The sequence below is a fragment of the Vibrio sp. 10N.222.49.A3 genome (assembly GCF_041475145.1).
Classification (GTDB): Bacteria; Pseudomonadota; Gammaproteobacteria; order Enterobacterales; family Vibrionaceae; genus Vibrio; species Vibrio tasmaniensis_A.
In genome coordinates, this window is the sequence record NZ_JBFRVM010000029.1 from 36,590 (window position 1) to 48,401 (window position 11,812).

The 11,812-nt window shown below is 44.4% G+C and carries 13 protein-coding genes and 1 pseudogene; 3 read left to right on the forward strand and 11 right to left on the reverse strand.

The features are described 5' to 3' along the window. Window positions 1-115: 115 nt before the first annotated feature. Together AB4589_RS05455 and AB4589_RS05460 are read right to left on the reverse strand one after the other, a co-directional pair. The gene (locus AB4589_RS05455) at window positions 116-1,765 is read right to left on the reverse strand and encodes a GMC family oxidoreductase (RefSeq protein WP_372099683.1); all 1,650 of its coding nucleotides are present in this window, start codon (window positions 1,763-1,765) and stop codon (window positions 116-118) included. Window positions 1,766-2,005: 240 nt separating this feature from the next. Beyond that, a pseudogene (locus AB4589_RS05460) lies at window positions 2,006-2,214 on the reverse strand (hypothetical protein). Here AB4589_RS05460 and AB4589_RS05465 point away from each other — a divergent pair. After that, window positions 2,214-3,365: an MFS transporter gene (locus AB4589_RS05465; protein WP_012600602.1), complete on the forward strand. Its 1,152-nt coding sequence runs from the start codon at window positions 2,214-2,216 to the stop codon at window positions 3,363-3,365. The pseudogene AB4589_RS05460 and the gene AB4589_RS05465 sit on opposite strands and share 1 nt — an antisense overlap. A gap of 152 nt (window positions 3,366-3,517) precedes the next feature. On the opposite strand, the gene AB4589_RS05470 is transcribed toward AB4589_RS05465, so the two are convergent. The 3 genes from AB4589_RS05470 to AB4589_RS05480 all read right to left on the reverse strand — a co-directional run bounded on the left by AB4589_RS05470 (window position 3,518) and on the right by AB4589_RS05480 (window position 5,413). Further along, a complete protein-coding gene (locus AB4589_RS05470; protein WP_012600601.1) occupies window positions 3,518-3,853 on the reverse strand; it encodes a winged helix-turn-helix domain-containing protein in 336 nt (111 codons plus the stop codon). 171 nt (window positions 3,854-4,024) lie between these two features. Further along, on the reverse strand, window positions 4,025-4,198 hold the full coding sequence (locus tag AB4589_RS05475; RefSeq protein ID WP_240798054.1) for a winged helix-turn-helix domain-containing protein: 174 nt from the start codon (window positions 4,196-4,198) through the stop codon (window positions 4,025-4,027). Between the two features lie 321 nt (window positions 4,199-4,519). Next, on the reverse strand, window positions 4,520-5,413 hold the full coding sequence (locus tag AB4589_RS05480; RefSeq protein WP_017097624.1) for a helix-turn-helix domain-containing protein: 894 nt from the start codon (window positions 5,411-5,413) through the stop codon (window positions 4,520-4,522). 50 nt (window positions 5,414-5,463) lie between these two features. Here AB4589_RS05480 and AB4589_RS05485 point away from each other — a divergent pair, with 50 nt between their 5' ends. Continuing rightward, a complete protein-coding gene (locus tag AB4589_RS05485; RefSeq protein ID WP_372099684.1) occupies window positions 5,464-6,861 on the forward strand; it encodes an MATE family efflux transporter in 1,398 nt (465 codons plus the stop codon). Between the two features lie 120 nt (window positions 6,862-6,981). Here AB4589_RS05485 and AB4589_RS05490 read toward each other — a convergent pair whose 3' ends face one another. Together AB4589_RS05490 and AB4589_RS05495 are read right to left on the reverse strand one after the other, a co-directional pair. Next, window positions 6,982-7,377, reverse strand: coding sequence for a nitrous oxide-stimulated promoter family protein (locus AB4589_RS05490; protein ID WP_102257997.1), 396 nt, complete (start codon window positions 7,375-7,377; stop codon window positions 6,982-6,984). A gap of 2 nt (window positions 7,378-7,379) precedes the next feature. Further along, window positions 7,380-7,895, reverse strand: a complete 516-nt coding sequence (locus AB4589_RS05495; protein ID WP_372099686.1) for a GNAT family N-acetyltransferase — start codon at window positions 7,893-7,895, stop codon at window positions 7,380-7,382. 97 nt (window positions 7,896-7,992) lie between these two features. On the opposite strand from AB4589_RS05495, the gene AB4589_RS05500 reads away from it, so the two are divergent. Further along, the gene (locus AB4589_RS05500) at window positions 7,993-8,202 is read left to right on the forward strand and encodes a DUF2986 domain-containing protein (protein WP_102249609.1); all 210 of its coding nucleotides are present in this window, start codon (window positions 7,993-7,995) and stop codon (window positions 8,200-8,202) included. Window positions 8,203-8,331: 129 nt separating this feature from the next. On the opposite strand, the gene AB4589_RS05505 is transcribed toward AB4589_RS05500, so the two are convergent. From AB4589_RS05505 to AB4589_RS05520, 4 genes are read right to left on the reverse strand one after another with little or no spacing between them, the layout of a single operon-like run. Next, entirely contained in the window at window positions 8,332-9,255 is a 924-nt protein-coding gene (locus AB4589_RS05505; protein WP_009845394.1) for an ABC transporter substrate-binding protein, read from the reverse strand. A gap of 2 nt (window positions 9,256-9,257) precedes the next feature. After that, window positions 9,258-10,133 carry a metal ABC transporter permease gene (locus AB4589_RS05510; RefSeq protein WP_009845395.1) on the reverse strand — a complete coding sequence of 292 codons (876 nt, stop codon included), beginning with the start codon at window positions 10,131-10,133 and terminating at the stop codon, window positions 9,258-9,260. Then, the gene (locus AB4589_RS05515) at window positions 10,133-10,867 is read right to left on the reverse strand and encodes a metal ABC transporter ATP-binding protein (RefSeq protein ID WP_372099689.1); all 735 of its coding nucleotides are present in this window, start codon (window positions 10,865-10,867) and stop codon (window positions 10,133-10,135) included. The genes AB4589_RS05510 and AB4589_RS05515 overlap by 1 nt, the downstream gene beginning before the upstream one ends. Beyond that, window positions 10,867-11,802: a metal ABC transporter solute-binding protein, Zn/Mn family gene (locus tag AB4589_RS05520; RefSeq protein WP_269336403.1), complete on the reverse strand. Its 936-nt coding sequence runs from the start codon at window positions 11,800-11,802 to the stop codon at window positions 10,867-10,869. The genes AB4589_RS05515 and AB4589_RS05520 overlap by 1 nt, the downstream gene beginning before the upstream one ends. Window positions 11,803-11,812 lie beyond the last annotated feature (10 nt).

Below are 11,812 nucleotides of genomic sequence, written 5' to 3' on the forward strand. Positions count from 1 at the left end.
TGAATTAACTTTTGCTTTATTCTAAGTAAGCACACAAAAATAGGTTAGAGAGTCTTATCAAACAAAGACTATCTAACCTACTGTTTTATTTATGGTTATCACTTAACTTCTTGAATTAAACCACAGCTTCGCCTTTCGCTCGATTACTAGACTCTTGCTTACCTAGTCTGTATTCCTTTTTGATTTGATCTACGACTTTTTCGGCAATCATAATGGTTGGCGCGTTTGTGTTTGCCCCAATCAATGTCGGCATCACAGAAGCATCAATAACTCTTAAGTTATTCAACCCATAGACTTTCAGATTGTTATCTACCACGGCTAATGAATCACTGTTAGGGCCCATTTTACAGGTCCCGACTGGGTGATACTGAGTGTCTGCACGGTTGCGAATATCTTGCTCGATAGCCTCGTCATCACTGGCGTCTACTGGGTAGAAAGCATTACCACGGATGTCGTCAAACGCCGAACTCTCTAACATTTGATACTGCTTCTTCCACCCTTTAATCATGATCTCCATGTCTTCAGGGTGACTGAAAAACGCAGGATCGATCTTAGGCGGATCATAAGGATCATTACTATTGAGCGTTACGCTGCCGTTGCTTTTCGGACGCAACAAGGTGACATGAGACGTAAAACCATGACTGGTATGAATTTTTCTTGCATGGTCATCGACAACAGCGACCACAAATACAAACTCTAAATCCGGCACCGCGATATGATCTTCGGAACAAAGAAAACCTATCCCCTCTGCAAAATTACTGCTCATCTTGCCACGGCGTTCTTTGTGCCATAGCGGCAGAGCTTTGGTCATTTCAGAGGCCATTTGTAGCGAGATACCAAAAGTTTCACGCTTTTCACTGCACTTGTACGAATGCACCAAGTCGATATGGTCTTGGAGGTTCTTGCCCACTCCAGGCAACTCATGAACCTGCTCGATGTCATGCGCCTCCAAATCGTCTTTAGCACCGACACCAGACAGTAATAACAACTGGGGAGAACCAAATGCACCAGCAGATAGAATCACCTCTTTGTTACATTGGATCTGATAACGCTTGCCATTCGAGCCGTATTCAACACCTACCGCTTTCTTCTCCTCAAACAAGACCTTATGCGTGGTTGCCTTGGTCACGACCGTAAGATTTGGTCTCGAAAGGTTTGGCGTTAAGTAAGCCTTGGCAGCACTGCACCGTTCGCCATTCAACTGGGTTACCTGCGTCGGCATCGCCCCAAACTGAGCAGCACCGTTGATGTCTTCATTACGGGGAACCCCTATCGACTCACACGCCGTTAAGTAACGTTCCAACATCGGACTTGGCGATCGAAGGTTAGTGACGTTCAGAGGGCCACCTTGGCCGTGATACTCATCTTGGTGAACTTCGTTATTTTCGGCTTTCTTAAAGTAAGGCAGACACGATTCATAACTCCAACCTGCATTACCCAAACTTTCCCAAGTGTCGTAGTCGTAACGGTGCCCACGAGCGTACATCATCGCATTGATAGAACTGGACCCACCAAGTGTCTTACCTCTTGGTTGATAACCTTTACGACCATTCAAACCCGGCTGTTCAACGGTCTCAAAGGCCCAGTTGTTTAACTTAGTTGGCATCATCGCGGCTATACCTACGGGTGTATGAATTAATGGGCTTGTGTCTTTACCACCTGCTTCCAATAGGCAAACCGTGACATTGGGATCTTCAGACAGCCTTGCAGCCACTACACATCCTGCCGAGCCCCCGCCAACAACAATAAAATCATAACTATCCATTTGCCTATCTCCAATGGGTGTAACTCTCGTTTACGCTATTGCCTGATTGATAACACCATACGAATGAACATTTTACGCGGGTATTTGTAATCATCAAGTTGAACACAACACCATTCCTCTCTGGCCTGCTCTATGACGTTACGTATGTTCATGAAACACCAATGAGCTTAACTTTCTTCGCTTGAATTATCGTGATGATCAACAACCATCACGGATGACCTACGCGGATGACTGTATCGCTTACAAAACCATAATGAACGTAATCCTAGTGGCTTTTTGACCGCATAAAATCTCGCCAAATCGTAAATTCCGCTATGGTATTTTAGCTCAAAATCTCGATAAATTTCTTTTATCTTAACGACCATTTTTATTCGTTTTACCCAATTCGGTTTCTCCCCCATAGTCGCGGAAAATTCATCGTTTCTTCCACTATTTAGAGGCTCCTGCATTGGACAACATCCAACCAACAACTCGCATAACTGTTCCGGTTATTGCATTGTCTTTTTACGCGATCGCTTCAGGCTATTTAATGAGTTCATTACCATTAATGTTGTCTGAGTATGGCTTAGACAAAAATCTATCGAGTTGGTTGGCGAGTGCATTCTATGCAGGGCTTTTAGCCGGTACGTTATTGATTGAACGTGCGATCGCACGTGTTGGTCACAGAGATGCGTTTGTTATCGCTCTGGCTATTTTTATCGCAACGATCCTTGTGTTACCACTCATCCCACATCAAGCGGTATGGTTATTAGCCCGCTTTGTCGCTGGTGTAGCGGTTGCAGGTATCTTCGTGATTGTAGAGTCTTGGTTAATGAGCGGTGACGAATCTCAGCGCGCGAAACGCTTAGGCGTTTACATGTGTTCGCTATACGGCGGCTCTGCCGTTGGCCAACTCGGCATCGGTTACCTTGGTATTACAGGTGGCGTACCTTTCATCGCAATGTTCACCTTGTTGTTTGGTGCAATCATTGTGTTGATGTACGGACAAGCGACAGCACCACAAATTCACGATGCGCAGTCTTTATCATTAAAGCAAATCAGCAAACTGAGCCACAGCGCTTTGATTGGCTGTATTGTATCTGGATTAACACTTGGATCTATTTACGGGCTGATGCCTGTTGAGCTTGCTCAACGCAACATCGCACATCAAGATATTGGCGGTTTGATGGCGTTAGTGATTATGGGTGGTATGGCCGTTCAACCAATGGTGACATGGTTATCTCATCACATAGGACAAGTGTTATTGATGGCGCTGTTCTGCTTACTAGGGGTTGCAAGCATTGGTGTACTAACGATTAACCATGATTTTTATGTTCTTGGTATGAGCTTGTTTGTGTTAGGTATGGCGACTTTTGCACTTTACCCAATCGCGATTAACTTGGGTTGTCGTAACTTAGACCCGAGCTACTTGGTCTCAGTGACTCAGGTTATGTTGTTGTGTTACAGCATCGGTTCAGTCGCAGGACCATTGGTTGCAGATAGCTTTATGGATTCACAAGCGGGATTATTCACTTACCTGTTCGCGTCTCTACTCGCTACAACGATCTACATGTTGATTGCTAGCTTAAAACGCTCTCCTCTACAGATTGCAGGCGAGTAAGTTCGAATGACAACTATCCTCCTCAGGTAGGATAGTTACCTCTAGAGCTCTTAGTTATGACTTTCCGTCTAACGAAGAGCTCTTTTTGTTTGATGACTTCTGAGCAAAAGTCGACAAAAGCATCAATACTAGAAATAGAGGTGTTCTTCAGGTTAAGGCTGAAATATGTAGCCTTCACCAGTAATGGTAATGATTAGGCCATCCCCGAATAGTGATCTGATCTCAGATATCGCAACAATCACTGACGAGTTAGTGACTGACCCATTCTCCCAGCCAATCTTCTTCAATTGCCCGACACTGAACAATTTCCCTCGGTTTTGATTCATAAACAGAATGATCTTACGATACGCTAAAGGCATGGTAGCCAGAACATAGCCGTTTTCAACATTGCGTATGAGTTTGGTGTCGAGTTCAACTATTTTTCCGTTGAGTTCAAGTATTACGTTGTGTTCAGAGTGGTGAGTATCTATTACAGGATAGGCGTCCATTTTTATACAATTCCCTTACGATATAGCCAGCAACAAAGTTAAATTCCGTCATTTTTGTATAACGTCGCTTATAAGTGGACGTTTAAAATCGAAGATAATGAAAGCAGCGTATACGGTAAAGAGATTAAATTTTTATTATTAATATATGAACAGGATATCAATAAAGGGTAATTAATCCTCCAGTACATAACCTTCGTTGGAAACCGTTTTTATACAACGACAGTCTAAGATCCTTCTTATCTCGTAGATAGCAACCAATACTGAAGCTGATGTCACGGCTTTACCCGCCCAACCTACACGCTTCAAAACTCGCTTACTGATCACATGTCCTTTATTTTGATACAAGTAAAAAAGAACCTTACGATGAGGCTCTGAAAGCGTCCCTATTATCGAGCCACACTCCTGCTTTCGGACGATCCTCGTATCAGATTGAAACTCTTTTTTATTTAGAACCCACTTAGACGGAAGTTTAAAATCGTCTACGTGATTCGCTATTTTTGGTATGGATTCCTCACGCTTCATAAGCAGTCGTCTTTTAAGATATTTCCAATATTATCGAATGGTACAAAAATACTAAATTGATAGATCACTTAATACCGTACATTTACTGCAAAATTGATCTTGTGGAATTGTTCTAAGAAACGAATTTTTAGTGGACAACCAGTACTACCCGGTAAGTCGATGGCTTTTACGGTATTGGCTTGGAGATAAACCAAAATGCTTTTTAAAGCGATGTGAGAAGTTATAAGGATCTTTGTAACCCAAGCGGTTGGCAATCATCGACACCGACCAATCTTGGTATTTTAACAAACTGGTCGCTTTATCCATTCTTAGTTGAATCAACTTGCTGCGTGGTGATAGGTCGAAGAGCGTCTTGGTAACTCGATTAAGCTGCTCTTCGCTGATAAACACCCTTTGAGCCATACCAGCTACTGTCCATGGTTGATGCAGACTACTTTCAATTTCATTATAGAGCGCTTGAACACGAGCGGTGGTGCTTGTTGATTTAGGTTCAAAACCCGTCAACGTTCGGACTATTTCACTCAAGAGTAACTTACGGTAACTGGCTCGGCCCCCTATCTCAAAGTAAACCAAGTTCATTAATGACCAGATCTGCTCACACTCTCCAAAAGGCACAATCCCCTGACCTAAACTTGCTATGTGTTGCCACTGCTTAGTATCGGGGGTCAACATCCACGCCATTTTCCAATAGTTATATTGCGGATCGAGTTCAAAACGAAATGGGGTTCCGGCAGGAAGAACCACCAGCGTATACGGTGTAATCGCTTGTACTGATGTCGTGGTTGTTAGAATACCGCCACCTTCCATAGTGAAAATCAACGTATGAACATTAACGGATTCTCGCTCAACCCAATAACCATCGTATAGTTTTGCCATACCGCCCATATAGACACCAAAGCTTTTCATCTCTGGGATATCTTCAACGGTCAAAAAACGTTCTTTGCAATGTTCCGCGAGAAAAACATCATCTTGCCACGTTGATTTAGGCTCCATGGTATCAATGACGGATTCGCACAGGTTTTGTTGTTTTTTAAACATGTTGTTACTTCGCTCAAATCACTATAGTTCTGCCATAAATCGGAGAGCTTATGACAACTAACATCAACCCTAACTCATCTATGAATAACAAGCCAGAGAGCATATTACCTCGTATCGTTAAACTTGGTTTACCTGTAGCTTTGCAAAGTGCGCTGGTTGCTATTCTTGCCCTTGCTGACGTCTTGATGGTCAGTGATTTTGGTATGGAAGCAGCAGCCGCTGTGGGAATCGCATCAAAATGGCACTTCGTTGCGATTATGATTATGGCAGGGTTGGCCTCAGCAAACGGTACATTAGTTGCTCAATGCTGGGGAAAGAATGACCGAAAAAGTGCACGTACCGTGTCATCTATCGCGATGGTGTTTGGTTTAAAAGTTCTGCTGCCTGTTACAGCAATCATCACTCTTGGTTCTCAGTTTTTAATGATGTTGCAAACTAACGATCAAACCGTGATTGAGCTTGGAGCGACTTACCTTTGGTATGGGTTCCCTGTTCTACTTCTAACTCACATTGTTGTAGTGGTAGAAGCAAGCATGCGCTCATCAGGTGACACCGTAACTCCACTATTGTTAGGTGGTATTACTATTGCACTCAACATTGCGCTTAACTTCGTTCTAATTAAAGGGGCTTTCGGCATTCCAGCAATGGGCGTTGCAGGTGCTGCATTGGCGACAACCTTAGCGCGATTGATTCAAGTGGGCTTAATGTATAGCTACATGCGTGTGCGTAAACACTGGCTGCTAACCACCCCAAGCTCACCACACCGTCCATCACTGTGGCTTTCTTACCGTCGTATTGCGTTGCCGCTAACGATGAATGCCGTGTTGTGGGCAATGGGAACAATGGCATATCAAATGATCTTTGGTCACATGGGCACGACTGAACTTGCGGTGTTCTCGATGCTCGCGCCGTTCGAATCGCTGTGTTACTCGATCTTCTTTGGTATCTCCGTAGCGTGTTCAGTATTGCTTGGCCATTCGCTGGGCCGTGATGAATTTGATGACGCGATGAGCATGGGTCTAACATTCATTAAAGCCGTCGTTGGCTTTGGCGCTGTCGTTGGCTTGCTACTCTTTATGGGTAAAGAGCATGTACTATCATGGTTAAACCTTTCTACAGATGCATTGTACCCGCTTGCTTCGCCAGCAATGATGATCATGTGTTTTGCAGTGGTGATTCGTATGCTCAACATGGTGATTATTAACGGTATTATTCGTGCTGGTGGTGATAACGCTTTTTGCCTTCGCATGGATTTCATCGCGATGTGGATGGTGGGCATTCCAGTGTGTGTTTATGGCGCGTTTGTCGCTGGATGGGATTTCAAATACATCTATGGCCTGATGTTGGTAGAAGAAGTGGTGAAACTGGCAATATGCTCGCACCGCTACTTGAGCCGACGCTGGATCAACAATCTCACAGTGACCTACGACGAGCCTCAAGCGGTGTAGCTTTATACATAAAGTATTCTTTCTACAAGACTGCCTTCTGATAATGCAGTTAGCAGAAACACAAAAGGTCTGAGCAATCAGACCTTTTTCGTTTCTTCTGCGACCACTTTAAAGCACTAGTTACTTCTTGTTCATTCGGATATGGCGATTAGACACATTCGGCAGTGGCTTCTCTGGCACTTTATGTTTCTCATGAATCAAATGCCTGATCGCTAAAATCGGATGCTTAAGTAGCATTCTTGGCCCTGCATAGCGCATCACTAAACGCATCTGCTCTTTAGGATCAGGCTTATAACAATGAATCGGACACTTGTTACAGGTCGGCTTTGCTTCGCCATAAGGGCATCTATCAAGTCGTGTCTCTGCATAACGCAACAGTTGCTCACACTCTTCACATAACGCGTTATTCTGACGAACCGCACCGTGGTGATCTTTACAGTAGATGTGCACCATCGCAATAACGGTTTTGTACTCCGTTGCGAGTTCGCCTTGTAGAATGTTGTTATGTTGGAACATGATTAATTACCTAATGAGAGACCGTACAGGTTGAGATTGACGCTTTCATTAATCGTCTCTTCAACTCGTTCGAACACAAAACCTAACTTAGTCAGTAGTGCGATACTTCGAATGTTATCAGAGGTAGTGATGGCAACTAAATGATCGATATCAGCATTATGCTTAGCTTGTTCAATTATCGCTTGTGTCGCTTCCAATGCAAAACCTTGCCCATAGACTTCAGGGACAAAACCATAACCAATATCATGAGACTCTAAGGTATCTCTTTTAATGAGTCCGCAGACACCAATTGGTGTTGAGGAGTCTTTGATTTCAACCATCAGTAGACACACACCCTTCTCTCTATACATATTAAGAATGTTGTTTTCGATGTATTCAACAGCCTTGCCTGTATCTGTGATCTCCTTGTCTCCGATGTAACGCAAGAAATCTTCTGAGCTATATAATCGCTGAATAAACGCCGCATCTTGAGGTGTGATCATTCTTAATCGTAAACGTGCGGTCTCGACGGCCTGCATAGTGATATTTTCCTTGCTGAATACCATGTAAATATTGAGTTCTAGATCTAAAATGATTATCCTCCACCGCATAAACTAAATACAAGGCTATGCAGCAATGAACCGTAAGAAAAAAATCAATCAAATTCTAAAGAAAAGACAGAAACAGGCGAATTCTAAACTGCATGGTAGCAACAAGCCTCGCTATATTTCTAAAGCTGATCGCGCAAAAATGGAAGCTGAAGAGCAAGCGAAAGCCGCTCTAGAACAAGCAGAAGGATCTGTAGAAGCTGGTATCGAAACTGAAGAGACAAAAGCTGCAGAGTAAGCTTTTGACTCACGAGATACTCTTGCTCAGCGCTCAGATCAGAGCCTGTAGACAAGAACAAAAAAAGCAGCCTCTATTTAGGCTGCTTTTTTGATCCTACCGTATTAACCTAGCGACTTAGCGATTCAATTAACCTTTGAATGGTTTAACTTCCCAGCGTGCGAACGGCGCTTTTGCATTAATCCCTGCTCTTCCCCAGCGGTCTACCGAGTCAACAACAAGAATTCGCTCATTAGGCACCAATGACTTAATCAAAGTCGTCGGCTTTTTCGCTGTCACTAACCATAGCGCATCGTCTTCTGAAAACATCGCTTTGAGCTTCGCTTTATCTTGCTCTGTCCATTCCAGTTCAGCTTTGAACATACGTTCTTCAACAAACAGTTGGCTGCCAGAAGCAAAATCTTCCAAGCTTTCTGAAAGCAACAATACTGAATCTACATCGTTATCCAATAATACCGCTTGTTGCTTGTTAATCAGTTCACGAACATCAAGCATCACACGCTGCAAATTACGATCAATCGTCTCTGCTTGCGCTGGCCACAATAACTTAAAGTCGTCAGCCACGATAGCGGCCATTCGCGTTAGATTGGTTGGATTTAACCAGGCATACTTAGACACATCACCACTCGATAACGTCAACGCAGCGACACCTTGTGCTCGTGGAGTAATCGCTTGAGCCGCATCCACCTCTACCAAACGGATGTTACCCTGCCTTGCGTATACAAATGTAGGATCCGCTTGCCAAATAGATGACAGTGTTAATGCAACGGTCGCCTTCTCTCCTGACTTAAGCACCTTGCTTTCACCCTTGGTGCCAAACCAGTTAGGTAAGCGATCAATGCCGTAACGTTTTGGTGGTAGGTATTCAGTGGTAATGTCAGTGCCTTTGGTTAGCTCTGTTGCCAATGCATAAGTCACAGGTGTGCTCGTTAAGATATCTTCTGCATTAGCGTTCAGTGACACCACAGATCCAGCCATTAACACACTACCAAGTACACCCACTTGAGCCGCTGTTTTTACTGAGCTTGAAATACGATTCATCAAAGGAGTCATGGTTATGCCTTTCTTATAATTCGGTATAGCGTTGCCGCTAGGAAAAACGTTGCAGAAACGATGATTATTGAAGCGCCTGACGGCACTGGCAGTTTAAGTTCCATCGGTAATACCGTTCCGACCAAACACGCGATGGTTGCCAGCAACGCAGAAAGCAAAACAAAGCTGCCCATGCGTTTAGTCAACAATCGCGCCGTCGCGCCCGGAATCAGTAATAACGCGCCAACTAAAACGGCACCCACGATCTTCACCGCAGCAATCGTCACCAAAGTAATCATCATCACAAACAGGTAGTCATAAAAGCTGGTGTTATAGCCGCGCACCTTGGCAATATCCGGGCTGATACAAGTGAGAAGAATACGGTTGAACGTCGGTATCAAGAGCAAAATGATGAGCGCGCAGCTGCCTGCGAGAATTGCTAAATCTTGGTCTGTTACCGTGAGAATCGAGCCAAATAACACGTTCTCAAGCATGTGGATATTGATCTTACGCGCCACGTACATCAGCAATGCCGCACCTACTGCCAATGCTAGCGCTAGAAAAACACCGACTAAGGTATCGTATGGCACATTGGTTCTGTTTCTTACAAAGTGAAGAAGCAAAGCGAAGATCATACAGAAGCTAAACAAGCCAATAATTGGGTTTTCTGGTGGCTCACCAAGCAAAACACCAATGGCAATACCGGTTAATGCTGCGTGACCTACCGCTTCAGAGAAGAATGCCAGACGCTTTGCAATGACCAAAGTACCAAGGCCACCTAATAACGGGCCAAGTAACAATGCGGCAACCAGTGCGTTCACCATAAACGCATACATGAAGCTGTCTGATAACCAACCCGCTTCAACGCCACTAGTGGCAAGTTGTCGTAACCACTCCATTACGCAACCTCCTTCGATTTGGTGATGGCAGATCCACTGCTATAGTGCTGGAACAGACTCTCGATTTTAGTCGGGTGTAGTACTTGTTCATGTGGACCACTATCCACCAAGAATCGATTCACAACATGTACATTCGCTTCAAGGCGACGCACTGCGGTTACATCATGGTGAACGGCAAGAATCGTACGGCCTTCATCAACACATTCACGAACTAGCGATTCTAAATAACGAACGCCCTGCTCATCCATGCCAGTCGTAGGTTCATCCAACACCAATAGGCTTGGGTTATCCAATAAGGCTTGAGCAAACAACACACGTTGCTGCTCGCCACCCGACAATTGACCCATACGGCGGTCGCTACGAGTCGCCATTCCCACACGGTCGAGTTGCGCTAATGCAAGAGCCAATTGCTTAGACTTACGACGCCAAAACAGTGGAATTCGAGTTTGGTTAAGCAGGACGAAATCCATTACCGTCAGAGGTAAGCTCGATTCGAAGGTCGCTTTCTGAGGAACGTAACCAATGCTTGGCTTTTCTGGCCAATGAATGTTGATTTGACCAGAGAAAGGCGTCAAACCAAGAACTGAACGTAGCAAAGAGGTTTTGCCACCGCCGTTTGGCCCCATGATCACATGGCACTCACCCGCTTTAAGATCTAGCGTGATATCATCAAGAATCACGTTGTTGTCGTATTGCAGACCGAGTTGGTTGATTGAAATCGATGGACCTTGCATTACGCCTTCCCGCTTTTAGTCTGGTTAGCCGCAGCAAATTTCATGGCTTCGATTAACGTTTCTAAGTTCTTCTTCATCTCAACTTCTACCTTATCGTCTTGATACTCACCGTGCGTCATGTGAGAGAAACGATAAAGCTGAACGCCTGTTTCTGCTTCAATCGTGTCAACAAAGCGGTTTGGCATGTTTAGCTCGTAGAACAGAACATCAATGCCTGATGCGCGGATTTTCTCGATCGTATCTTGCAGTTGGCTCGCACTTGGTTCAACACCGTGTGCAGGCTCAATCACCGCCGCAACATCCACACCAAACTCTTGAAGGATATAACCATAAGCATTGTGCGTGGTCGCTACTTTCATACCTGATGTATCGAGTTCACCTAATGACAACATTGCATCACGCTTCATAAAGCGAAATTGCTTGGCGTACTTACGCGCGTTCTTGCGATAAAACGTGGCGTTGTCTGGGTCGAGCTTAGAAACTTCACTCGCGATGGTGTACACCTTTTGGATTGTTGTAGAAAGACCAACAAACGTATGTGGGTTCACTGCGCCTTGGCCAACAGACTGGCCTAATGCAGGAAGTAGAGGTACTTCTTTGTTCGCTTCAATAACCATTAAATCATCACGTTGCGCAGCTGAAATGACTTTTAATGCGAAGTCATCGTGGCCAATACCGTTTACGACGATTGCGTCCATCTGGCTCAATCGCTTCAAGTCATTCGGTTGTGGTAAGTAGTTATGTGGGTTAAAGCCAGCATCAACCAAAGGAAGGATGTTCACTTTGTCACCTACCACAGCTTTTACGTAGCTATAGTAAGGCTGTAGGGTAATACCTATCGTCAACTTGTCGCTGTCGACTGTGTATTCTTTTGCCAATGCATTGGGTGTCGATAGCACCGCCATTAACGACATCAATAGAGTCATGAATCGCATAGTAAATCTC

What these genes read in the sequence shown, in the direction of transcription:
- AB4589_RS05480 (WP_017097624.1), bottom strand. Translation starts at nt 5,413, where the DNA reads ATGTTTAAAAAACAACAAAACCTGTGCGAATCCGTCATTGATACCATG.
- AB4589_RS05490 (WP_102257997.1), bottom strand. Translation starts at nt 7,377, where the DNA reads ATGTTCCAACATAACAACATTCTACAAGGCGAACTCGCAACGGAGTAC.
- AB4589_RS05505 (WP_009845394.1), bottom strand. Translation starts at nt 9,255, where the DNA reads ATGACTCCTTTGATGAATCGTATTTCAAGCTCAGTAAAAACAGCGGCT.
- AB4589_RS05470 (WP_012600601.1), bottom strand. Translation starts at nt 3,853, where the DNA reads ATGGACGCCTATCCTGTAATAGATACTCACCACTCTGAACACAACGTA.
- AB4589_RS05500 (WP_102249609.1), top strand. Translation starts at nt 7,993, where the DNA reads ATGAACCGTAAGAAAAAAATCAATCAAATTCTAAAGAAAAGACAGAAA.
- AB4589_RS05485 (WP_372099684.1), top strand. Translation starts at nt 5,464, where the DNA reads ATGACAACTAACATCAACCCTAACTCATCTATGAATAACAAGCCAGAG.
- AB4589_RS05455 (WP_372099683.1), bottom strand. Translation starts at nt 1,765, where the DNA reads ATGGATAGTTATGATTTTATTGTTGTTGGCGGGGGCTCGGCAGGATGT.
- AB4589_RS05510 (WP_009845395.1), bottom strand. Translation starts at nt 10,133, where the DNA reads ATGGAGTGGTTACGACAACTTGCCACTAGTGGCGTTGAAGCGGGTTGG.
- AB4589_RS05495 (WP_372099686.1), bottom strand. Translation starts at nt 7,895, where the DNA reads ATGCAGGCCGTCGAGACCGCACGTTTACGATTAAGAATGATCACACCT.
- AB4589_RS05515 (WP_372099689.1), bottom strand. Translation starts at nt 10,867, where the DNA reads ATGCAAGGTCCATCGATTTCAATCAACCAACTCGGTCTGCAATACGAC.
- AB4589_RS05520 (WP_269336403.1), bottom strand. Translation starts at nt 11,802, where the DNA reads ATGCGATTCATGACTCTATTGATGTCGTTAATGGCGGTGCTATCGACA.